The organism is Streptomyces sp. NPDC048566 (genome assembly GCF_043199735.1).
Lineage (GTDB): Bacteria > Actinomycetota > Actinomycetes > Streptomycetales > Streptomycetaceae > Streptomyces.
Genome location: NZ_JBICWL010000027.1, coordinates 62,542 through 83,766 on the forward strand (window position 1 = coordinate 62,542; position 21,225 = coordinate 83,766).

The following is a 21,225-nucleotide window of genomic DNA, read 5'->3' on the forward strand; positions in this document are numbered from 1 at the left end:
CGCCGCACCGGGCGCAGCGCCACGTACCTCCGGTACGAGGTTCTCCGCCCGGCACGCCGGGAGCGCGCGCCCGGTGCCGCACGTCCGCCCTCCGGCCGACGGGACGGGCCGGACAGGCTCCGGCCCGCCCCGCCGCGTCACAGGTACTGCTTGATCTCCCGCCGCGCCAGCGACCGCTGGTGGACCTCGTCCGGCCCGTCCGCGAGCTTCAGCGTCCGCGCGCTCGCCCAGAGCTCCGCCAGCGGGAAGTCCTGGCTCACGCCGCCCGCGCCGTGCAGCTGGACGGCCTTGTCGAGGATGTCGACGACCGTGCGCGGAGTGGCGATCTTGATGGCCTGGATCTCCGTGTGGGCGCCCTTGTTGCCGACGGTGTCCATCATCCAGGCGGTCTTCAGGACCAGCAGCCGGAGCTGCTCCACGGCCACCCGCGCGTCGGCGATCCAGTTCTGCACGACACCCTGCTGCGCGAGCGGCCTGCCGAACGCCGTCCGCTGCACCGCGCGCCGGCACATCAGCTCGATGGCGCGTTCGGCCATGCCGATCAGCCGCATGCAGTGGTGGATGCGGCCCGGACCGAGCCGTGCCTGGGCGATGGCGAAGCCGCCGCCCTCCTCGCCCACGAGGTTGGCCGCCGGGACCCGCACCCGGTCGAACACCACCTCGGCGTGCCCGCCGTGGGAGTGGTCCTCGTAGCCGTACACCTGCATGGCCCGCCGGACCTCCACGCCCGGGGTGTCGCGCGGGACCAGGATCATGGACTGCTGGCGGCGGAGGTCGGCGCCGTCCGGGTCCGTCTTGCCCATCACGATGAAGATCTTGCAGTCCGGGTTCATCGCCCCGGAGATGTACCACTTGCGGCCGGTGACCACGTACGCGTCGCCGTCCCGCTCGATGAGCGTGGTGATGTTGGTGGCGTCGGAGGACGCCACCTCCGGCTCGGTCATCGCGAACGCGGAGCGGATCTCCCCGGCCAGCAGCGGTTCGAGCCACTGCTTGCGCTGCTGCTCGTCGCCGAACTGGGCGAGCAGCTCCATGTTGCCGGTGTCCGGCGCCGCGCAGTTCAGCGCGGTCGGCGCCAGGTGCGGGCTGCGGCCGGTGATCTCGGCGAGCGGGGCGTACTGGAGGTTGGTGAGGCCCGCGCCGTACGCGGAGTCGGGCAGGAAGAGGTTCCACAGACCCTGCCTGCGGGCCTCGGCCTTCAGTTCGCCCACCACGGCCGGGGTGTCCCAGGGCGAGGCCAGCCGGGCGCGCTGCTCCTCGGCCACGGCCTCCGCCGGATAGACGTGCTCGTCCATGAACGCGAGCAGCATGCCGCGCAGCTCCTCGGTGCGCGCGTCGAATCCGAAGTCCATGACGGATCAGCCCTCCTGAAGGGTGGTCAGGCCGTGCTCGATGAAGACGGGCGTCAGTTCGCCGATGCGGTCGAAGCCCGCGCCGACGGTCTGGCCCTTGGTGTAGCGGTAGTGGATGCCCTCCAGGATCACGGCGAGCTTGAACCATGCGAAGGCCGTGTACCAGGACACGGCGGACACGTCGCGCCCCGAGCGCGCGGCGTACCGCTCGACGATCTCGGAGGCCGCCGGATGCCCGGCGGCCGAGGCCGTGGTGCTGATGGGGGAGTCCGGGAGCTCCAGGCGCGTGCTGTACATGACGAGCAGGCCCAGGTCGGTGAGCGGGTCGCCGAGGGTGGACATCTCCCAGTCGAGGATCGCCCTGATCCGGTCGTCGGGGCCGATCAGCACGTTGTCCAGCCGGTAGTCGCCGTGCACGACCGTCGGCGCGGGGGAGTCGGGCAGATCGCGCCCGAGGGCCGCGTGGAGCTCGTCGATGCCGGCCAGCTCGCGGTTCCGGGACGCGTCCAACTGCTTGCCCCAGCGCCGGAGCTGGCGGTCCAGGAAGCCCTCCGGGCGGCCGAAGTCGGCGAGCCCGACCGCGGCGGGGTCCACCGCGTGCAGCGCCACCAGGGTGTCCACCAGGCCGAGGACCGCGTCGCGGGTGCGCTCCGGGCCGAGCGGGGCGAGCTGGTCGGCGGTGCGGAAGGGCACGCCCTCCACGAACTCCATGACGTAGAAGGGCGCGCCGAGCACCGAATCGTCCTCGCACAGCAGCAGGGGAGCGGGCACCGGTACGTCCGTCGGGTGCAGTGCGCTGATCACCCGGTGCTCGCGCCTCATGTCGTGCGCGGTGGCCAGCACATGGCCGAGCGGCGGCCGCCGCACGACCCACCGCGAGGTGCCGTCGGAGACCGCGTAGGTGAGGTTGGACCGTCCGCCCTCGATCAGCCGGCCGGTCAGCGCGCCGTTCACCAGGCCGGGCCGCTCGCGGTCGAGCAGGCCGCGCAACCGGTCGAGGTCGAGACCTGGCGGGTGGTCCGGACTCATCTGTGCTCCTCCGTACGCGGAAACGGGACGTGACCATGATGCCGACCAGTCGGTATGTCGTCCACCCGCAGTGCGGAACGTGATCGGTGTCTCTCCCTCCCCGGACGCGCGGTCCCGGTTCGTCCGGCATCACCCACCGTGGCCGCCCTGGAGGCCGAGCACGAGCGACCGCGGCGCGAGGGCGTGCCCATCACTCTGCCGCTGCGGCAGGAGCCGTGGGGTGAGCGCCTCTTCCAGGTCACCGACCCCAACGGCGTGGTCGTCCGGCTCGTCGCCTGGGCCGCGCCCGGCACTCCCTGAGCCGCGGCGGCGGGGCGCCGGGGCGGCGGCCGGCCGGGACGGACGGGCCGGCGGGCTCCGCGGGGCCCGCCGCATCGGGCCCTCAGAAGACCAGCGCCACCGCGCACAGGGCCAGGGCCAGCGTGCACGCGGCGGCGGCTCCGGCGTGCCGGGGGGTGAGCCGGGCGGGGCCGGCCGGGCCCGCCAGCGCCAGGGTCCGGATGCGGCGGTGGGCGAGGGCGAGGAAGCACAGCCACAGCAGGCAGGCGACGGCGCAGGCGGCCACCCCGACCGCGGTGTTGGTGTCCTGGAGGGCGGCCTTGGCGGCGAGCACGGCGACGACCGTGCTCGACAGGGTCGTCCGGCGCCAGGCCAGCCGGGTGCGTTCCGGCTGGAGGCCGGGGTCCCGCCGCTCGCGGCGCGGCGGGGTCATCCCGCCCAGCCGACGAGGACCACCACGATCATGGCGACCGCGACCACCGCCACCGCGATGCTCAGCACCGCCGGGAACGGCGACAACGGCAGGTCCTCCCCGCGCCGCATGGCCCGCTCGCAGCGCACCCAGTGGTTGACGGCCCGCAGGGCGCACAGGACGCCGGCCGCGAGCAGCGCCAGGGCGAGGCCCACCCGCCACGCCCAGCGCAGGTCCGGCAGGAACTGGTCCACCGCGAACCCGCCGCCGATCAGCGCGAGCGCGGTGCGCAGCCAGGCCAGGAACGTCCGCTCGTTGGCCAGGGAGAACCGGTAGTCCGGGGTCTCGCCCTCCTCGCGGATCTCCCGGGGCGCGAACCACAGCCGGACATGACGCACGAGTTCGATCACGCCCAGGACCCTACCGGGACCCCGCGGCCCGCCGCGGGGTCCCGGCGACTCGCCACGATCCCGGCGGCGGACTTGTGCGGGCGGCCGGCCGGGGCCTGCGGACTTCCGGGTGCGGGACGAGGGAGAGCCGAGCCTCAGCGGCAGCCGTGTGATGCGGCGCCCCTGCTCGCCTGCGCCACCGCCTCCGGAGCGCCCGCTGCTCCCGAGGCGCCGTCCCGCCGCTCTCCGGCATCCCCGGGGAGCCCGCGGGGCGCCCCTCGGCCGCCGGAAGCGCCTGCGCGCCTCCTGAAGCGCGCGGGGGACCGCCACCGGTCCGCCCGGCCCGTCAGCCCGTCGCGCGGTAGTCCCGGAGCCGCTCGTGGGCCGCGAGGCCGTCGGGCACCCAGGGCCACTCCGGCAGCCTCGCCTCCACCTCCTCGTCGGTGAGGAAGGCGTGCCAGGCGACCTCCTCCACCTGCGGGTCCACGGCGAGGTCGCACCGGACCTCGTACACGGCCGACCACCAGCAGCGGCCGGCCCCGTCGTCGTACAGGAACCGGAACAGCGGCGTCGGCCGGGGCAGGCCCGAGACGCCGAGCTCCTCCTCGGCCTCGCGCAGCGCGGCGTCGTCGTAGGACTCGCCCGCCCCGACGACGCCGCCGACGAACAGGTCGTAGCAGGAAGGGAACACCAGTTTGGTCGGCGTCCGGCGGTGGACGAAGATCCGGCCCTGCGCGTCCCGCGCCTGGACGAACACGCAGCGGTGGCGCAGCCCGCGCTCGTACGCCTCGCCGCGCGGGGCCTGCCCGACGACCCGGTCGTTCTCGTCCACGATGTCGAGGATCTCGTCAGCGGCACTCATACCGGCCATCCAAGCAGCCCGGGGCGGGATCGAGGGAAGGGCGCCGCGCCGGGGAGTGCGCCGGGCCGGGGTCCGGCTGACGGCGCTCAGTGAGGCTGGAGGTCCCGGGAGTGCTCGGGCTCGGCGGTGCCCGAGGGCATCGCCGGGTGCATGCCGAGCAGGACGATGCCGAGCACGATGCCCGTGAGACCCGCGGCCTGCCAGGCGAGGGCACCGGCGTCGGTGCGGAGCCGGTCGCCGAGGAAACCGACCCCGCAGGCGATCCCGGCGAGCGGCTGGGCGGCGGTGAGCGCGGGCAGCGACATCCGCAGCGGCGCGGTCTCGAAGGCGCTCTGGACGAGGATCAGCCCGCTCACGCCCAGCACCAGCACCGCGTACGGCTGCCACCCGGTGAGCAGCTCCGACCAGCCGCCGTCCCCGAACCGCTGGCCGCTGACGCGGGTGAGGGCGTCCTGCAACCCGTAGAGCAGGCCGGCGGCGGTGGCCAGCAGGACCGGTCCGGCGCTCAGCCGGGACCGTTTCGCGCAGGCGGTGAGCAGCAGCGCCAGTCCGGCCACGATCCCGATGATCAGCCAGTGCCGCAGCGGGTCGTCGACGGCGTCGCCGCCCTGCGGCTGCCCGGCCACGATGAACGCCGACACGCCGCCGGCGAGCAGCAGGAGACCGCCCCAGCCCTGGCGGCCCAGCGGCTGCCGGGTCTGGTGGCGGGAAAGCGCGAGTGCGAACAGCAGGTTGGTGGCGAGGAGCGGTTCGACCAGCGAGACCTCCCCGTTGCCGAGCGCGATCGCGCCGAGCACCATGCCGCACACCATCAGCCCGATGCCGCCCAGCCAGCGCGGCACCCGGACGAGGTCCAGCAGGATGCGCGGGGAGAGGAAGTCGCTCAGCGGGGCGTGCGAGGCCGCGTTCTGCTGGAGCACGAAACCGAAGCCCAGGCAGCAGGCCGCGCTCACCGCGAGGACCAGAACCAGAACCGACACGCTGGGTACCTCGATACATCGGGGTCGGGGGCCACGGTGCGTCTCCCGCCGACCATAGCGCCATGGGCCGGGGCCCGCCCCGGGAGTCCCGGGAACCGGGCGGTTGACTCGGTCACCCTTCGTGCCGAAGGATCTGACCGATCGGTAACAACGGCCGGTCGCCCGTCGTGGCCGGCCACCGCGCACTTCCAATGTCTCATCAACACCGACGCCGCCGATCGGTTCGTGGCCGACGCCGTCACGTCGCCCCTCGGGGAGCCGGCCCGATCCGACCGCCGGCATGCCGAGAGGACGGGCCCATGGCCTACGACGCGGATGTGATCGTCATCGGAGCGGGCCTCGCGGGGCTCGCGGCGACCGCGGAGCTCGTCGACGCCGGCCGCAAGGTGATCCTCCTCGACCAGGAGCCCGAGCAGTCGATCGGCGGACAGGCACACTGGTCGTTCGGCGGGCTCTTCTTCGTCGACTCGCCCGAGCAGCGCCGGCTGCGCATCCGCGACAGCCACGCCCTGGCCCTCCAGGACTGGATGGGCACGGCCGCCTTCGACCGCCCCGAGGACCACTGGCCGCGCCGGTGGGCCGAGGCGTACGTCGACTTCGCGGCCGGCGAGAAGCGGTCCTGGCTGCACGGCCAGGGCGTGCGCTTCTTCCCCGTGGTCGGCTGGGCCGAGCGCGGCGGCTACGACGCCACCGGGCACGGCAACTCCGTACCGCGCTTCCACATCACCTGGGGCACCGGGCCGGGCCTCGTCGAGCCCTTCGAGCGCCGGGTGCGCGCGGGGGCCGCCCGCGGCCTGGTCGACCTGCGGTTCCGGCACCGGGTCACCGGCCTGTCCCGCAGCGCCGGTGCGGTGGACACCGTCACCGGGGAGGTCCTGGAGCCCTCGGGCGCCGAGCGCGGCCGGGCCAGCAGCCGCGAGGTGACCGGCGCCTTCGAGCTCTCGGCCCAGGCGGTGATCGTCACCTCCGGGGGCATCGGCGGCAACCACGACCTCGTCCGCGCCAACTGGCCCGAGCGCCTCGGCGCCCCGCCCCGGCGGATGATCTCGGGGGTGCCCGCGCACGTCGACGGCGCCATGCTGGGGATCGCGGAGCGGGCCGGCGCGCGTCTGATCAACCGCGACCGCATGTGGCACTACACCGAGGGCATCCAGAACTGGAACCCCGTCTGGGACCGGCACGGCATCCGCATCCTGCCCGGACCGTCCTCCCTGTGGCTGGACGCCCGCGGCAACCGGCTGCCCGTCCCGCTCTTCCCCGGCTTCGACACCCTCGGCACCCTCGAACACATCATGGGCACCGGGTACGACCACACCTGGTTCGTCCTCGACCGGAAGATCATCGGCAAGGAGTTCGCCCTCTCCGGCTCCGAGCAGAACCCCGACCTGACCGGCCGCTCGGTGCGGGGCGTCGTCCAGCGGGCCCGCGCCGACGTGCCCGCTCCGGTGAAGGCGTTCATGGATCACGGCGCCGACTTCGTGGTGGAGAGGGACCTCGCCGCCCTGGTGCGCGGGATGAACGCGCTCACCGAGGAGCCGCTCATCGACGAGGCCGCGCTGCGCCGCGAGATCGTGGCCCGCGACCGGGAGATCGCCAACCCGTTCACCAAGGACCTCCAGGTGATGGCCCTCCGCGGCGCCCGCGCCTACCTGGGGGACCGACTGATCCGCACCGCGAGCCCGCACCGCATCCTCGACCCCGGGGCGGGCCCGCTGATCGCCGTCCGCCTCAACATCCTGACCCGCAAGACCCTCGGCGGCCTGGAGACCGACCTGTCCTCGCGGGTGCTGACCGAGGGCGGCGACCCGCTGGAGGGGGTGTACGCCGCCGGTGAGGCCGCCGGGTTCGGCGGCGGCGGGGTGCACGGATACCGCTCGCTGGAGGGCACCTTCCTCGGCGGCTGCCTCTTCTCCGGCCGGACGGCCGGCCGCGCGGCGGCCGGGGCGGTCGGCTGAGCCCGGAGCCCGGGCCCCGGGCCCGGGCCCCGGGCCCAGGCCCCGGAGCAAGCCGGAGCCGGAGTCGGAGCGGGAGTTGGAGCCGGGGTGGACGGGCCGGTGCCGTGCGCGCTGCCCGGGGGCAGGCCGCACGTTGCTGCCCGGCTGCCCGGCTGCCCGGCTGCCCGGCTGCCCGGCTGCTCGGCTGCCCGGGGGGCCGGTGCCGCGGGCGGCCGGTCTCCGGCGGCGCACCGTCGGCTCGGGTCGCGCCCACGGGAAGTCGCCCGGGGCGCGGCGGGGACCCTCAACTTCCCCGTGTGCGAGCCCCGTTGACACGTGTAGCGGCATGACCGGCCCTTGACTTGCACCCGTGGCTGCCGGTTTGCTGTCCGTGATCACTCCTTGACGAACCGCGCCTGTGAGGTTGAGCAGCGGTGTCCCCACCCCCGCCTCCCCTGGGCCGCGGTCGCAAGCGTGCGGCCCAGGTCTTCGACCCCGCCCTCGACGACGCCGAACTCGCCGCCGCCCGTGCCTCGTTGAACCAGGGCCGGTGGACCGCCGTGCGCGCCCTGCTCGCCGGGACCGGCGAGGACTGGGACCGCCGGGGCCACCGGGTCACCGTGCTCGCCCAGGAGCCCGCCGCCTCCGCCTGGGTCCGTGACTGGCTGCTCGCGGAGCCGGAGTCCGCGGACGCGGCCGTCCTGCTCGCCTGCGCCACCGTGGAGTCCGCCCTGCGCGGCGCGGAGCGGCCCGAGCGCGCCCGCGAGGCCTGCCGGGCCGCGGCGGAGCGGGCCCCCGCCGACCCCACGCCCTGGCTGGGCCTGCTCCTGCTGGAGCGCTCGCTCGGCGCGGAGGAGGACGTGGTGCGGCTCTTCGACGAGGTGCGCCACCGGCACGCGGGACACCACCACGCCCACCACCTCATGGTCGCGCGACTGGCCGAACGCCGGGCCGCCGCGGGACAGGACCCGCTGCACGAGGTCTACGACTTCGCCAACTGGGCCGCCGAACAGGCCCCCGTCGACTCGCCGCTGGCGATCCTCCCGGTCGTCGCGCACGCCGAGCGCTTCCGGGTGCTGGCCGCCGCCGGGAGCGAGCCGTCCGATCCGCTGGCGTCCGGGCACTGGGTGGGACGCCGGGCCCGGCAGGTGATGAAGACCGCCTTCGACTGGTGGCTGGAGTGGGAGCGCGACGACCACCCGCGCCGCCTGGTCGACCTCAACTTCCTCGCGCACGCCAAGACCTGCGAGGGGCGGGGCGCCGAGGCGGCGGCCCTGTTCCACCGGATCGGCGACCACCCCACCCCGGCGCCGTGGTCCTACCCCGACCGCGACCCGTACACCGCCTTCCGTGCCGCGCGGGGATCCGCGCTCGGCGCGGTGTGAACGCCCCCGACGACCCGACATCCGAAAGGACGGCCCCGCGATGACGACGGGCAGTTCGAGCACTTCGAGTACGCCGAGCACGGGAAGACCCGCCGACGACGAGGCCGGCATCAGCACGTTCAAGGGGCAGGACCGCGCCCTGCGGGCCGGCCGCCTCGGCACGGGGGGCCTGCTGCTGTCCGTCCTCGCCGCGACCGCCCCCCTCATGGTCGTCGCCGGTGTCATGCCCACTACATTCGCGGTGATGGGGATCGTCGGGCAGCCGCTGCTGTTCGTCATCCTCGGTGTCGTCCTGGTGCTGTTCAGCGTCGGGTACGCCGAGATGAGCCGGCACGTGCACAACGCGGGGGCCTTCTACGCCTACATCGCGCGCGGACTCGGCGGCACCCCCGGAGCGGCGGCCGCCGCCGTCGCCCTCGTCGCCTACAGCTCCCTCCAGGTCGGCATCTACGGACTCTTCGGCTTCGAGGTCTCCGGCCTCTTCGCCACCTACCTCGACACCGAGATCGCCTGGTGGATACCCGCGCTCGCCGCGGTCCTCGTCGTCGGCGCCCTGGCCTGGCTGAAGATCGACGTCAACGCCTGGGTGCTCGGCGTCCTGCTGGTCATCGAGGTGACGCTGGTCGTCGTCTTCGACGTCTCGGCCGTCGCCGACCCCGCCCGGCAGGGACTCTCGCTGCACGCGTTCGACCCCGGCACCCTGACCGGAGCGGGCGTCGGGACCGCTCTGTGCTTCTGCATCGCGGCCTTCACCGGCTTCGAGCAGGCCCCCGTCTACGCCGAGGAGACCAGCCGCCCGCACCTGCTCGTCCCCCGCGTCATGTTCCTCGCGATCGGCTTCGTCGCGGTCTTCTTCGCGATCAGCTCCTGGGCGCTGACGGTGGCCACCGGGCCCTCCGCGATCGTCGGGACCTCCCGCGAGCAGAGCGCCGGGCTGCTGTTCTTCCTCACCGAGTCCCGGCTCGGCGCCACCTTCACCGACGTCCTGCACGTGCTCTTCGTGACCGGCATGTTCGCGGCGCTGCTCAGCTTCCACAACGTCGTCTCGCGGTACGCCTTCGCCATGGGGCGGGAGGGACTGCTGCCCGCAGCGTTCGGCCGGACCAGCGAGGCCAGCGGCGCCCCCGGTACCGGCTCGCTGCTGCACTCCGTGGTCTCGCTGCTGGTGGTGGGGGGATTCGCGCTCTTCGACGACGGGCCGGCCGGCGACCCGACCGCGCCCGTCCTGCGGCTGTTCACCTGGGGCGGCAACGTAGGGGCCCTCGGCGTCACCCTGCTGATGGCGACCGCGTCGCTCTCGGTCATCGTGTTCTTCGTCCGCCGCGGCGCCGCCCGGGCCCAGGCCGGACGCCTGATCACCGCCGCCGTCGCCGGCATCGCCCTGCTCGTCATCGCCTTCTACACGATCAAGGACTTCGACGTCCTGGTCGGCGCGGGACCCGGCTCCGTCCTGAGCCGGCTGCTGCCCGCCGTGATCGGAGCGGCCGCGGTCGTCGGCCTCGTCCAGGGCCTCGTGCTGCGCTCCCGCAGGCCCGAGGCGCACGCGCGGATCGGGCTCGGCAACGAGGCGTTCCAGTTGGACAAGGCGGCCGGTTCCCCCTCCTGACCCGGCCCCCGTGTCCTGTCCGGAGCCCGAGGACCCGGACAGGACACGCCGAAGAGATGACGGAATGCTGACGGGCCCTCGCCACCGCTGGCTTTTCCGGGGTCCCGGGTGCTCGAATCGACGGGTGAACACTGAACGGCCAGGCGAACCGGAGCCCGAACACCCGGGAGAGCGGCATCCCGAGCCCCCCGCCCCTCCCGCCGCGGAGCGGCCCGGCGCCCCGGCCCGGTCCGAGGAGCGCGGCAAGCCCATCGGCCGGCGGGTGCTGCTCGGCACCCTCGGACTCGGCGCCCTCGGCGTCCTGACCGCGCCCACGGCGCAGCGCGTCATGGAGTCCTTCCTCGCGGGCGCCTCCGAGAAGGACCCCACGGGGCTCACCGGACTGCTCCCCAACGGGGGCGGCTTCCGCTACTACTCGGTGACCTCCTCCGTTCCGCACAAGAACGAGACGAACTACCGGCTCACCGTCGACGGCCTGGTCGACCGCCCCGGCCACTACACCCTCGCCGACCTGCGCGCCCTGCCGCAGACCCGGCTCGTCCACGACGTCCAGTGCGTCACCGGCTGGCGGGTGCCCGCCACCCCCTTCGAAGGCGTGCGGCTGTCCGACCTGCTGGACGCCGCGGGCGTCCGCTCATCGGCCGGGGCGGTCCGCTTCACCTGCTTCGACGGGGCCTACACGGAGAGCCTCACGCTGCGTCAGGCGCGCCGCGAGGACGTCCTGGTGGCCCTGCGCATGCAGGACAAGCCCCTCGGCCACGAGCACGGCGGCCCCGTCCGCCTCTACGTGGCGCCCATGTACTTCTACAAGTCCGCCAAGTGGCTCTCCGGCATCACCGTCACCGAGGACGTCCGCCCCGGCTACTGGGAGGACCGCGGATACGACGTCGACGCCTGGGTCGGCCGTTCGAACGGACGCGACGATGAACCCACGAGCTGACGTTCCCGCGGCCGTCCCCGCCGCCTCCGCCCCCGCGCGCCGGGTCCCCCGCTTCAGCCGCGCCGAGCACTGGGTGCACCGCCTGACCGCCCTGCTCATGGGCGTGTGCGTGGCGACCGCCGCCAGTCTCTACATCCCCCAGATCGCCGAACTCGTGGGCCGCCGCGAACTCGTCGTCCGCGTCCACGAGTGGGCCGGCCTGACGCTCCCGGTCCCGGTCCTCGCCGGCCTCGCCTCCCGCGCCCTGCGCCGCGACCTCGGCCACCTCAACCGCTTCGGCCCGCACGACCGCGTCTGGCTGCGGGCGGCGCTGCGCCGGGACAAGCACCGGGACTCCCGCCCGGCGGCCAAGTTCAACGCGGGCCAGAAGCTCTACGCCGCCTGGATCGCCGGGGCCACCCTGGTGATGCTCGGCACCGGCCTGCTCATGTGGTTCACCCACCTCACGCCTCTGATGTGGCGCACCTCGGCGACGTTCGTGCACGACTGGCTGGCGCTGACGATCGGCATCGTCGTCGCCGGCCACGTCGGCATGGCCCTGGGCGATCCGGAGGCCCGGCGCGGACTGCGCACCGGCTCGGTCAGCCGCGAGTGGGCCGAGCGGGAGCATCCGCTGTGGCGCCCCTGAGCGGTCGGCGGCCTCCGCCGGGCCCCGCCCCTACGGGGGCGCGCCCCACCGTGACCGGGGGGCGCGCGGGCCGTCACGGCCGGTCCGGGAACGGCCGGGGGCGGGCCCGGAACACCGGGCCCGCCCCCGGCCGTCGCCCGGCGCCCTGACCGGGAGGGCTCACCGGCTCGCGACGCCCGGTACCCCGGCGCGTCGTCGCATCACCCGGGTGCATCCCGTATGCCGCGACGCTGCGCCGTGCGATGCACCGCACCGGACGCCGCGAGCCTTCCGGGCACGGCCCTAGAGGACGAGGGACAGCAGCAGGACCAGTCCGCCGGCGACCACCGAGATGATCGTCTCCATGACCGACCAGGTCTTGATCGTCTGCCCCACGTCCAGGCCGAAGTACTCCTTCACCAGCCAGAATCCCGCGTCGTTGACGTGGCTGAAGAACAGGGAGCCCGCACCGATCGCGAGGACGAGCAGCGCCGCGTGCGTGGTCGACATGTCGACGGCGAGTGGCGCCACCAGACCGGCCGCCGAGATGGTGGCCACGGTCGCCGAGCCCGTGGCGAGCCGGATGATCACCGCGATCAGCCAGGCGAGCAGCAGCGCGGGGATCGACCAGTCCTTGGAGACGTCCAGGATCATCTGCCCGACGCCGGAGTCGATCAGCGTCTGCTTGAAGCCGCCGCCCGCGCCGACGATCAGCAGCACGCCGGCGATGGGGGCGAGGGACTTCTCGACGGTCGACGCGATGCGGTCGCGGGTGAAGCCGGCGGCGCGGCCGAGGGTGAACATGCCGACGATCACCGCCGCGAGGAGTGCGATCAGCGGGGCGCCGACCACGTCGAAGACGCGCTGCGTGGTGTTCTGCGGGTCGTCGACGACGATGTCCACCAGCGCCTTGGCCAGCATCAGCACGACGGGCAGCAGCATGGTGGCGAGCGTGGCGCCGAAGCCGGGGCGCTTGTCCAGGTCGTCCGAGGCGCGCTGCGGGATCATGCGGTCGGGGGCCTGCACGTCCACCCAGCGGGCGGCGTAGCGGGAGAACACCGGACCGGCGATGATCACCGTCGGGACGGCGACGAGGACGCCGAGGGCGAGGGTGACGCCGAGGTTCGCGCCGACCGCGTCGATCGCGACCAGCGGGCCGGGGTGCGGCGGAATCAGCCCGTGCATGACCGACAGGCCCGCGAGGGCCGGGATGCCGATCCGCATCAGCGAGAGGTTGCCGCGCCGCGCGACCATCAGGACCACCGGGATCAGCAGCACGATGCCGACCTCGAAGAACAGCGGCAGGCCGATCACCGAGGCGATCAGCACCATCGCCCAGGGCATGGCCCGGCCGCCCGCCTTCGCCAGGATGGTGTCGACGATCTGGTCGGCACCTCCGGAGTCGGCGAGCAGCCGGCCGAGTATCGCGCCGAGGGCGATCAGCACGCCCACGCCGGCCACGGTGGAGCCGAGGCCGCTGGAGAAGCTGACGATGACCTTGTCGAGCGGTGCTCCGGCGAACGCGCCGAGCGCGAGTGAGCCGATGGTCAGGGCCAGGAAGGCGTGCAGCTTGAACCGGGTGATGAGCAGGACGATGACGGCGATGCCCGCCAGCACGGCCACGCCCAGTTGGGCGTGGCCCGCCGAGGTGATCGGTTCGACGGTGTCCGCTGCCAGCATCTCGACACTGAGTCTGGTCACGGTGATTCCCTTGCTTGTGATGGGTCGCGGGGAAGGGTGGGACGGGGCGTGGGGGATGGGGGATCGGGGGTGGGGGGCGGTACGGGGAGGTGCGCGGAGGTGCTGCGGGCAGCGCCGTGCACCGCCGCGTCCCGCGGGCGGGACACGGCGGCACCGTGCACGGACCGCGGGGGTGCGGCAGGGCGGTGTGCGGCTACCGCGGCGGCGCGAGGTCCCGGACCGCCGCCACGGCGCGCTCGGTGATCTCGGCGGGATCGCCGGAGACGTCCACCGCGACCCCCGCCTCGTCCGCCGCCAGCGGCTGGAGCGTGGCGAACTGCGAGTCCAGGAGCGCGGTGGGCATGAAGTGCCCGGTGCGGTGCGACATCCGGTCGCCGACGAGTGCGCGGTCACCGGTCAGGTGGACGAAGGCGATCCCCGGAGCGGTGGAGCGCAGCCGGTCCCGGTAGCTGCGCTTGAGCGCCGAGCAGCTCACCACCCCGCCGAGCCCGGCCCGGTCGTGCGCCCACCGGCCGATGGCGTCCAGCCAGGGCCACCGGTCGTCGTCGGTCAGCGGGGTCCCGGCCGACATCTTGGCGATGTTGGCCTCCGGGTGGAAGTCGTCGCCTTCGGCGTAGGGGACGCCGAGCCGGGCCGCGAGCAGCGGCCCGATGGTCGTCTTGCCGGTACCGGCGACGCCCATGACCACCAGCACACGGGGATAGGGACTCTGCTGCATGCGCGCTCTCGCTGTCTTCGTCGACACCTGATGTCGACGCCACTGAAACGCATTAGGTACGACGAATTCAAGTCCCTGTGACATATAAGTCTGACTTTTTGATCGTGGCGTTCGCCTCGTACGCTGACGTCATGAGCACACGGGGCCGGGGGCTGCACGGACGCGTACTGGAGAGCCTCGGGCCGGCCATCACGGCCGGCGACTACCCGCCGGGCAGCGTGCTCCGCACCGACGAACTCGCCCAGCGCTTCGAGGTGTCCCGCTCCGTGATGCGCGAGGCCGTGCGCGTCCTGGAGTCGATGTACCTGGTGGAGTCACGCCGCCGCGTCGGCGTGACGGTCCGCCCCCGGGCCGAGTGGAACGTCTACGACCCGCAGGTCATCCGCTGGCGGCTGGCCGGCGCGGACCGCCCCCACCAGCTCCGATCCCTCACCGTGCTCCGCTCGGCCGTCGAGCCGGTGGCCGCCGGACTCGCCGCCCGGCACGCGACCGCCGCCCAGTGCGCCGAACTCACCGCGTCCGCGCTCGGCATGGTCGCCACCTCGCGCGGGCAGCGGCTGGAGGAGTACCTCGTCCACGACGTCGCCTTCCACCGCGTGATCCTGACCGCGTCCGGCAACGAGATGTTCGCCCGGCTCGGCGACGTCGTCGCGGAGGTCCTGTCGGGCCGCACCCACCACGAGGTGATGTTCGCGGACCCCGACCCCGCCGCCGTCACCCTGCACGTCAAGGTCGCCGAGGCCGTCCGCGAGGGCGACGCGGAGCGCGCCGAGGCCCTCACCCGTGAGATCACCGTCGGCGCGCTCCACGAACTGGACATCCTGGCGCCCTGAGCGCGCGCCGTCCCCGGCCCGGCCCCCGTGCCACCGTCCCCGCGCCGGAGCGCCGCCGTGCCGCCGCTCCCGTCGGCCCCGGGCGGCCGGTCAGTCCAGGAACTCCCCGTCGACGTACACCCAGGCGCCGTCCACCCGCTCGAACGTGCTGCGCTCGTGGAGCGCGCCGCCCCGGTAGGAGGCGCGGAACGTCACCGTGCCCGCGGTGTGGAACGCCGAACCCTGCTCGGTCCCGAGGATCTCCAGCCCCCTCCACCGCATCCCCGCGTCGAAGTCCAGCCGGTCCGGCCGCGTCCGCGGATGCCAGGTCCGCAGCAGATACCCCTCGTCCTCCTGGACGAAGGCGCAGTAGCGCGACCGCATCAGCAGCTCGGCGGTCGGCGCGGCGGCCTCACCGCGATGGAATCGCCCGCAGCAGCGCGCGTACGGAGCGGCGAGCCCGCAGGGACAGGAACGGCTGGTCATCGCGTCATTCTCCCCGGACCCGGGCCGAGCCGGCGTCGGTGGGCGGATGGGCGGGGCGGGCCGGCGGCCGGGCGGCGGGAGAGGGCAGCGCGGGAAGCGCCGTCTCGTACAGCCAGGCGGCGAACAGATCGTCCGCCGGCCGGGCCGCGTGGCGCGCGACGTGTGCGGTGAAGGCGGCCGTGGTGGCGGTGCCGCCCCGGTGCAGGGCCGCCCAGCCGCGCAGCATGCGGAAGAACGCCTCGTCGCCCAGCGCGCAGCGGACCGCGTGCACCGTCAGCCCGCCCCGCTCGTAGAGCCGGTCGTCGAACATCAGCTTGCGGCCCGGGTCGGACAGCAGCAGGTCCTGCGGCAGCCCGGACAGCGTCCGGTGCGCCGCCGCGGCGAGCTGCTGCGCGGACGGCCCGCCGGAGCGCTCCGACCACAGCCACTCGGCGTACTTGGCGAGCCCCTCGTTCAGCCAGATGTGCCGCCAGTCGGCGACCGACACGCTGTTGCCGAACCACTGGTGCGCCAGCTCGTGGGCGATCAGCCGCTCCGAACCCCGCGCCCCGTCCACGTGGTTGGCGCCGAACAGCGACAGGCCCTGCGCCTCCACGGGGACGTCGAGCTCCTCCTCGGTCACCACCACGGCGTACTCGCCGAACGGATAGGGCCCGAAGAGGTCCTCGAACAGCTCCATCATCGCGGGCTGGCGCGCGAAGTCCCGGGAGAACTCCGCGAGCAGCCGCGCGGGCACGTGCCCCGACTGCGGAACGCCGCCGAGGCCCGGATCGCCGAGCAGCACCGTCTGGTAGCGGCCGATCGACAGACCCACCAGATAACTGGAGGTCGGCGCCTGCTGCTCGTACACCCAGGTCGTCGTGGACGCCTTGGCGGTCCGGGTCAGCAGCCGGCCGACCGCCACCACCGCGTACGCGGACGGCGTGGTGACGGAGATCTGGTAGGCGGCCTTGTCGGCGGGCCGGTCGTTGCACGGGTACCAGGACGGCGAACCGACCGGCTGGCTCGCCACCAGCGCCCCGTCCTCCAGCTCCTCCCAGCCGAGGCCGCCCCAGGGGCTGCTCACCGGCTTCGGGTTGCCCGACCACTGCACCTCGACGGTGAACGCGGCTCCGGCCCGGACCGGCTTCGCCGGACGGACCCGCAGCCGGCCGGCGCGGTGCGTGTAGTGCGCCGCCTTCCCGTCGACCCTGATACGGCCGATCCGGAAGTCCGCCAGGTTCAGCTGGAACTCGGTGAGCGGTGAGCGGCCCGCTATGGCGCTGAGCCGCGCGGTGCCGGAGAGCCTGTTCGGGGCGGGGCGGTAGTCCAGCGCCAGTTCGTACCGGTGCACCCGGTAACGGGGATCGCCGTTGGCCGGGAAGTAGGGGTCCGGTCCCGCTGTCCGCTGAACGCTCACTGCTGCGACTGCTCCCTGCCCTGTGCTCGACGTACCGCTGCCCCGCCCTCCCCCTCCTCCGGCCGGGCCGCGTCCGCTACGAACGCCACGCCTCGATCGGATTGCCCAGCCAGCGGGTGTCGTCGGGAACGGACTCCGCCGCCATCACCAGCGACGCGGGACCCAGCGTGGAGCGGGCCCCGACGGTGCTGCCGGGCAGGACGATTCCGCCCGGGCCCAGGGTGGCGCCCTCACGGAGGACCACAGTATCCGTCCGCAAGATCCGGTCGTGGAAGAGGTGGGTCTGCAGCACACAGCCCCGGTTCACCGTGGCCGCGGCCCGCAGCGTCACCAGATCCGGCTCGGGCAGCCAGTAGCTCTCCACCCAGGTGCCCCGGCCGATCCGCGCGCCGAGCCCGCGCAACCACGCCGTCAGCAGGGGGGTGCCCGGCACCGCACCTGCGAGCCACGGCACGGCGACCACCTCCACGAAGGTGTCGGCCAGCTCGTTGCGCCACACGAAACCGCTCCACAGCGGATGCTCGCCGCTCCGGTGCCGCCCCACCAGCAGCCACTTCGCCAGGACCGCGGCCAGGCAGCCGAGCACCCCGGCGGCCGGCAGCACCACCCCCGACAGCACCCACGCCCAGGGACCCAGCGCGCACAGCGCCGCCGCCGTCAGGACCGCGAGACCCGCCGAGCAGAACACCGGCACGATCCGGCACGCCTCCACCAGCCCGCGCGCCCACAGCAGCCGGGCCGGCGGGTCGTACGTGCGGCTCTGGTCGCCGCCCCGCGCCGCGCGCGGCAGCTTCACCGGCGGCAGGCCCAGGTACGAGCTGCCCTTCTTCGCCTTCTTCGGCGTCGCCGACAGCACGCCCACCAGACCGCCGTCGGGCACGCTGCGGCCCGGCGCCGTCATCCCCGAGTTGCCGAGGAAGGCCCGCCGGCCGATCTCGGCCCGCCCGATCCGCATCCAGCCGCCGCCGAGCTCGTACGGCGCGGTCAGCGTGTCGTCGGCGAGGAACGCTCCCTCGCCGACCGTGGTGAGACCCGGCAGCGCGAGCACCGTCGAGATCTCGGCACCCCGCCCGACCCGCATGCCGAGCAGGCGCAGCCACACCGGCGTGGCCAGGCTCGCGTACAGCGGGAACAGCGTCTCGCGCGAGCGGTCCATCAGCTGCGTGACCGTCCAGGCCTGCCACCCGGTCCGGCTGTGCGTCGGATACGTGCCCTCCCGCAGTCCCAGGCTCAGCAGCCGGACGGCGGCCACCAGCAGCAGCGCGTACGCCAGGCCGAACGCGAGCGTCGCCGGCACCAGGGCCGCCGCCGCGCCGCGCAGCGCCTCGCCGTACCCGGCGTCCGCCCGCACGAAGGCCGAGCCCACGAGCAGCGCCGCGAGCGAGGCCAGCACCGGCAGCGCCGTCAGCGCGAACCCGGTCGCGCCGTACATCGCCCGCCAGTACGCGGCACGCCGCGGCCGCTGCTTCGGCCACGCACGCTTCGCCTTGCCGAGCTTGCGCGCCGGGGCGCCCGCCCACCGCTGCCCGGTCGGGACCTGGCCGGACACCGCGGACCCGGGGGCCACCTCGGCGCGCTTGCCCACCCGCGCCCCCGGGAACAGGATGCTGCGCGTCCCCACCACCGCACCGGAACCGACCTTCACGGCGCCGACCTCCAGCCGGTCGCCGTCCAGCCAGTACCCCGACAGGTCCACCTCGGACTCCACGGCGGCGCCCCGGCCCAGCTTGAGCAGGCCGGTCACCGGCGGCAGCGAGTGCAGGTCCACGTCCCGCCCGACCCGGGCGCCCAGCGCACGGGCGTACCGCTCCAGCCAGGCGCCCGTCAGCGAGGTCGCGCCGCTGAACTCGGCCAGCCGTTCCGCCGTCCACAGCCGCAGATGGACGGCCCCGCCGCGCGGGTACCGGCCCGGCCGCAGCCCGCGCAGCAGCAGGCGCGCCCCGCCGGCGGCGATCGCCAGCCGGCCCGGCGGACTGAACAGCACCAGCGCGCCGGCCGCCACCGCCCACCACGGCGTGCTCGGCGCCCACGGATACGCGCCGAACCGGTGCAGGACGTTGCCGAGCGCGGCCAGCGCCACCGTCCAGCGCAGCCCGGGCAGCGCGAACAGCGGCAGCAGCACGAGCACCTGGATCACCTGCGCGCGCCGCGGGACCGGCGCCACCGTGCGCCCGGCACCGTCGTCGGGCACGGACCTCTCCAGATGCCGGGCCAGCTTGCGCAGCACCGGCTGCTGGTAGACGTCCAGGACCGCGGCGCTCGGGTAGCGGGCGCGCAGCCGGGAGGTCAGCTGGGCGGCGGCCAGGCTGCCCCCGCCGATCGCGAAGAAGTCGTCGGCCGCGCCGCAGACCGGGATGCCCAGCACCTCGCTCCACTGCTCGGCCAGCCACGCCTCGGTGCCGTGCAGCCGCTCCGCCGCGCCGCCGCTCTCCAGACCCTCCAGCGGCCAGGGCAGCGCCTCGCGGTCGACCTTGCCCGACGTCCGGGTCGGCAGCACCTCGACCGGAGCGAGCAGCGGCACCAGCGCCGCGGGCAGCGCCGCCCGCAGCCTCTCGACGCACGCCGCCCGGTCCCAGCCGGTCTGCGGGACGACGTACCCCACCAGGAGCTGGTTGCCGCCGCGGGCGGTGCGCACGGCGGCGGCGGCGCCCGCGACGCCCGGCAGCGCGTTGAGCGCCGCGTCGACCTCGCCGAGTTCGATCCGGCGCCCACCCAGCTTGATCTGCTCGTCCGCGCGCCCGAGGAAGACCAGTCCCTCCGGCTCGGCCCGCACCAGGTCACCGCTGCGGTAGGCCCGCTCCCAGCCCAGGGAGGGCAGCGGCGCGTACTTCTCGGCGTCCTTGCCCGCGTCGAGGTAGCGGGCGAGGCCGACGCCGCCGATCACCAGCTGACCGCTCGCGCCCATCGGCACCGGCTCGCCGGCCTCGTCGACCACGGCCAGCTCCCAGCCGTTCAGCGGCAGCCCGATCCGGACGGGCTCCTCGCCGGTGAGCAGCGCCGCGCAGGCCACCACGGTCGCCTCGGTGGGACCGTAGGTGTTCCACACCTCGCGGCCCTCGGTCACCACGCGCCGGGTCAGCTCCGGCGGGCAGGCCTCGCCGCCGAAGATCAGCAGCCGCACCTCGTTGAGCGCCTCCGGCTCCCACAGCGCGGCGAGGGTCGGCACGGTGGAGACCACCGTGATCTCCTGCTCGACCAGCCAGGGGCCCAGATCGGCGCCGCTGCGCACCTGCGAGCGCGGCACGGGGACCAGGCAGGCGCCGTACCGCCAGGCCAGCCACATCTCCTCGCAGGAGGCGTCGAAGGCCACCGACAGCCCCGCCATGACCCGGTCGCCGGGCCCGATGGGCTCCTCCGCGAGGAAGAGGGCGGCCTCGGCGTCCACGAACGCGGCGGCGCTGCGGTGGCTCACGGCCACCCCCTTGGGCCGCCCGGTGGAGCCCGAGGTGAAGATGATCCACGCGTCGTCCCCGACGCCGGGCCGCCCGGCGGGCACCGCGGAGCGGCTCCCGGCCGTCACCTCGTGGTCCGCCTCGACGACGGCGCGCACCCCCGCCTCCCCGAAGACCAGCGCGGCCCGCTCGTCGGGGTCCTCCGCGTCCACCGGCACGTAGGCGGCGCCCGCGGCCAGCACGCCGAGGATCGCCACGTACAGCTCGTTCGTGCCGGACGGCACGCGCACGCCGACCCGGTCGCCGCGTCCGACACCGGCCTGCGCGAGCCGCCACCGCATCGCCTCGACCTCGGCGGCCAGCGCGCGGTAGCTGAGCGTCCGCCGCCCGTCGTCGAGAGCGGGCTCGTCGGGGTGGGCCCGCACGGAGGCGTCCAGGATGTCGACGAGGGTGCGGGGCGAGGCGGCCGGGGCGGCGGAGAAGCGCGCCTGGTCACCGAACTCCGCACGGACCTCGGCGTCGGACAACGTGACCGCGGGGCCTTGCTGGAGGGCTGCCATCGGGTCCTCACGTGTTGTTCCCGGGGGAGTCCGGGGCGCTGGTGGGCCCGCAGGTACGCCTGGGGATATTCCGGTCCAGCTCCAAACAAGCCTGGAATTTTAGTACGACGCTAGCCTCGGCCCTGGTCATCGGCCATGTGATGCCGCCACCCGGGGGTGCGGAACGCGCTGATCCGGCGTCCTGACGTGGAGTGATGCCGAGGCGACGAGATCTGCCCCACATCTGTCCGTGACCCCGCCCGCACGGGGAGCGACGAACCCGCGGGCGGTGCGGAAAACGAGTGAGGCCCCGACCTGTCGGTCGGCGGTGTCGATGACGACGACGCCGTCGGCGGCACCGTCCAGGACGCCGTCCGGCAGGTCGGGGACCGCCTTGAGGGGG

General features: G+C 74.4%; 18 protein-coding genes and 1 pseudogene. 7 read left to right on the forward strand and 12 right to left on the reverse strand.

Annotated elements, in window-relative coordinates:
* Positions 1 to 137: 137 nt before the first annotated feature.
* Both ACGFS9_RS28240 and ACGFS9_RS28245 read right to left on the reverse strand, forming a co-directional pair.
* Positions 138 to 1,352: an acyl-CoA dehydrogenase family protein gene (locus ACGFS9_RS28240; RefSeq protein WP_393257043.1), complete on the reverse strand. Its 1,215-nt coding sequence runs from the start codon at positions 1,350 to 1,352 to the stop codon at positions 138 to 140.
* A 6-nt stretch (positions 1,353 to 1,358) separates the two neighbouring features.
* Positions 1,359 to 2,381, reverse strand: a complete 1,023-nt coding sequence (locus tag ACGFS9_RS28245) for a phosphotransferase family protein (protein ID WP_393257044.1) — start codon at positions 2,379 to 2,381, stop codon at positions 1,359 to 1,361.
* A 138-nt stretch (positions 2,382 to 2,519) separates the two neighbouring features.
* On the opposite strand from ACGFS9_RS28245, the gene ACGFS9_RS28250 reads away from it, so the two are divergent.
* Positions 2,520 to 2,681 (forward strand): VOC family protein, encoded by a 162-nt coding sequence (locus ACGFS9_RS28250; protein WP_393257045.1) that lies wholly within the window; start codon positions 2,520 to 2,522, stop codon positions 2,679 to 2,681.
* An 82-nt stretch (positions 2,682 to 2,763) separates the two neighbouring features.
* Here ACGFS9_RS28250 and ACGFS9_RS28255 read toward each other — a convergent pair whose 3' ends face one another.
* The 4 genes from ACGFS9_RS28255 to ACGFS9_RS28270 all read right to left on the reverse strand — a co-directional run bounded on the left by ACGFS9_RS28255 (position 2,764) and on the right by ACGFS9_RS28270 (position 5,303).
* Positions 2,764 to 3,093 carry a DUF202 domain-containing protein gene (locus tag ACGFS9_RS28255; protein ID WP_393257046.1) on the reverse strand — a complete coding sequence of 110 codons (330 nt, stop codon included), beginning with the start codon at positions 3,091 to 3,093 and terminating at the stop codon, positions 2,764 to 2,766.
* Positions 3,090 to 3,482, reverse strand: coding sequence for a YidH family protein (locus tag ACGFS9_RS28260; protein WP_393257047.1), 393 nt, complete (start codon positions 3,480 to 3,482; stop codon positions 3,090 to 3,092). The genes ACGFS9_RS28255 and ACGFS9_RS28260 overlap by 4 nt, the downstream gene beginning before the upstream one ends.
* Positions 3,483 to 3,807: 325 nt before the next feature.
* Positions 3,808 to 4,323 carry an NUDIX hydrolase gene (locus ACGFS9_RS28265; protein ID WP_393257048.1) on the reverse strand — a complete coding sequence of 172 codons (516 nt, stop codon included), beginning with the start codon at positions 4,321 to 4,323 and terminating at the stop codon, positions 3,808 to 3,810.
* Positions 4,324 to 4,409: 86 nt separating this feature from the next.
* Positions 4,410 to 5,303 carry a DMT family transporter gene (locus tag ACGFS9_RS28270; protein WP_393257049.1) on the reverse strand — a complete coding sequence of 298 codons (894 nt, stop codon included), beginning with the start codon at positions 5,301 to 5,303 and terminating at the stop codon, positions 4,410 to 4,412.
* A gap of 299 nt (positions 5,304 to 5,602) precedes the next feature.
* Here ACGFS9_RS28270 and ACGFS9_RS28275 point away from each other — a divergent pair, with 299 nt between their 5' ends.
* From ACGFS9_RS28275 to ACGFS9_RS28295, 5 genes are all read left to right on the forward strand, one after another.
* The gene (locus ACGFS9_RS28275) at positions 5,603 to 7,258 is read left to right on the forward strand and encodes an FAD-binding dehydrogenase (RefSeq protein WP_393257050.1); all 1,656 of its coding nucleotides are present in this window, start codon (positions 5,603 to 5,605) and stop codon (positions 7,256 to 7,258) included.
* A 413-nt stretch (positions 7,259 to 7,671) separates the two neighbouring features.
* Positions 7,672 to 8,622, forward strand: coding sequence for a hypothetical protein (locus ACGFS9_RS28280; protein WP_393257051.1), 951 nt, complete (start codon positions 7,672 to 7,674; stop codon positions 8,620 to 8,622).
* 40 nt (positions 8,623 to 8,662) lie between these two features.
* Positions 8,663 to 10,228, forward strand: a complete 1,566-nt coding sequence (locus ACGFS9_RS28285; protein WP_393257052.1) for an APC family permease — start codon at positions 8,663 to 8,665, stop codon at positions 10,226 to 10,228.
* A 124-nt stretch (positions 10,229 to 10,352) separates the two neighbouring features.
* Complete coding sequence (locus tag ACGFS9_RS28290) at positions 10,353 to 11,168, forward strand: molybdopterin-dependent oxidoreductase (protein ID WP_393257053.1); 816 nt, start codon at positions 10,353 to 10,355, stop codon at positions 11,166 to 11,168.
* Positions 11,152 to 11,796, forward strand: coding sequence for a cytochrome b/b6 domain-containing protein (locus ACGFS9_RS28295; RefSeq protein ID WP_393257054.1), 645 nt, complete (start codon positions 11,152 to 11,154; stop codon positions 11,794 to 11,796). Before ACGFS9_RS28290 ends, ACGFS9_RS28295 begins: the two co-directional genes overlap by 17 nt.
* Before the next feature lie 282 nt (positions 11,797 to 12,078).
* Here ACGFS9_RS28295 and ACGFS9_RS28300 read toward each other — a convergent pair whose 3' ends face one another.
* Complete coding sequence (locus tag ACGFS9_RS28300; protein ID WP_393257055.1) at positions 12,079 to 13,476, reverse strand: GntP family permease; 1,398 nt, start codon at positions 13,474 to 13,476, stop codon at positions 12,079 to 12,081.
* 193 nt (positions 13,477 to 13,669) lie between these two features.
* Positions 13,670 to 14,194: a gluconokinase gene (locus tag ACGFS9_RS28305; protein WP_393257056.1), complete on the reverse strand. Its 525-nt coding sequence runs from the start codon at positions 14,192 to 14,194 to the stop codon at positions 13,670 to 13,672.
* Positions 14,195 to 14,325: 131 nt separating this feature from the next.
* Here ACGFS9_RS28305 and ACGFS9_RS28310 point away from each other — a divergent pair, with 131 nt between their 5' ends.
* Entirely contained in the window at positions 14,326 to 15,027 is a 702-nt protein-coding gene (locus ACGFS9_RS28310; protein ID WP_393257057.1) for a FadR/GntR family transcriptional regulator, read from the forward strand.
* Between the two features lie 90 nt (positions 15,028 to 15,117).
* Here the strand turns inward: ACGFS9_RS28310 and ACGFS9_RS28315 are convergent, their stop codons facing one another.
* From ACGFS9_RS28315 to ACGFS9_RS28330, 4 genes and pseudogenes are all read right to left on the reverse strand, one after another.
* A complete protein-coding gene (locus tag ACGFS9_RS28315) occupies positions 15,118 to 15,492 on the reverse strand; it encodes a YchJ family protein (RefSeq protein WP_393257058.1) in 375 nt (124 codons plus the stop codon).
* Positions 15,493 to 15,496: 4 nt separating this feature from the next.
* Positions 15,497 to 16,891 carry a M1 family metallopeptidase gene (locus ACGFS9_RS28320; RefSeq protein WP_393257059.1) on the reverse strand — a complete coding sequence of 465 codons (1,395 nt, stop codon included), beginning with the start codon at positions 16,889 to 16,891 and terminating at the stop codon, positions 15,497 to 15,499.
* A 76-nt stretch (positions 16,892 to 16,967) separates the two neighbouring features.
* Positions 16,968 to 20,843, reverse strand: a complete 3,876-nt coding sequence (locus tag ACGFS9_RS28325; RefSeq protein WP_393257060.1) for a Pls/PosA family non-ribosomal peptide synthetase — start codon at positions 20,841 to 20,843, stop codon at positions 16,968 to 16,970.
* 302 nt (positions 20,844 to 21,145) lie between these two features.
* Positions 21,146 to 21,225 (reverse strand): annotated as a pseudogene (locus tag ACGFS9_RS28330) (NADP oxidoreductase); the annotation flags it as partial.

Excerpts from the sequence above, each read along its gene's own strand:
- ACGFS9_RS28255 (WP_393257046.1), bottom strand. The coding sequence starts at position 3,093 with ATGACCCCGCCGCGCCGCGAGCGGCGGGACCCCGGCCTCCAGCCGGAA.
- ACGFS9_RS28245 (WP_393257044.1), bottom strand. The coding sequence starts at position 2,381 with ATGAGTCCGGACCACCCGCCAGGTCTCGACCTCGACCGGTTGCGCGGC.
- ACGFS9_RS28295 (WP_393257054.1), top strand. The coding sequence starts at position 11,152 with ATGAACCCACGAGCTGACGTTCCCGCGGCCGTCCCCGCCGCCTCCGCC.
- ACGFS9_RS28305 (WP_393257056.1), bottom strand. The coding sequence starts at position 14,194 with ATGCAGCAGAGTCCCTATCCCCGTGTGCTGGTGGTCATGGGCGTCGCC.
- ACGFS9_RS28240 (WP_393257043.1), bottom strand. The coding sequence starts at position 1,352 with ATGGACTTCGGATTCGACGCGCGCACCGAGGAGCTGCGCGGCATGCTG.
- ACGFS9_RS28325 (WP_393257060.1), bottom strand. The coding sequence starts at position 20,843 with ATGGCAGCCCTCCAGCAAGGCCCCGCGGTCACGTTGTCCGACGCCGAG.
- ACGFS9_RS28310 (WP_393257057.1), top strand. The coding sequence starts at position 14,326 with ATGAGCACACGGGGCCGGGGGCTGCACGGACGCGTACTGGAGAGCCTC.
- ACGFS9_RS28285 (WP_393257052.1), top strand. The coding sequence starts at position 8,663 with ATGACGACGGGCAGTTCGAGCACTTCGAGTACGCCGAGCACGGGAAGA.
- ACGFS9_RS28315 (WP_393257058.1), bottom strand. The coding sequence starts at position 15,492 with ATGACCAGCCGTTCCTGTCCCTGCGGGCTCGCCGCTCCGTACGCGCGC.
- ACGFS9_RS28275 (WP_393257050.1), top strand. The coding sequence starts at position 5,603 with ATGGCCTACGACGCGGATGTGATCGTCATCGGAGCGGGCCTCGCGGGG.
- ACGFS9_RS28265 (WP_393257048.1), bottom strand. The coding sequence starts at position 4,323 with ATGAGTGCCGCTGACGAGATCCTCGACATCGTGGACGAGAACGACCGG.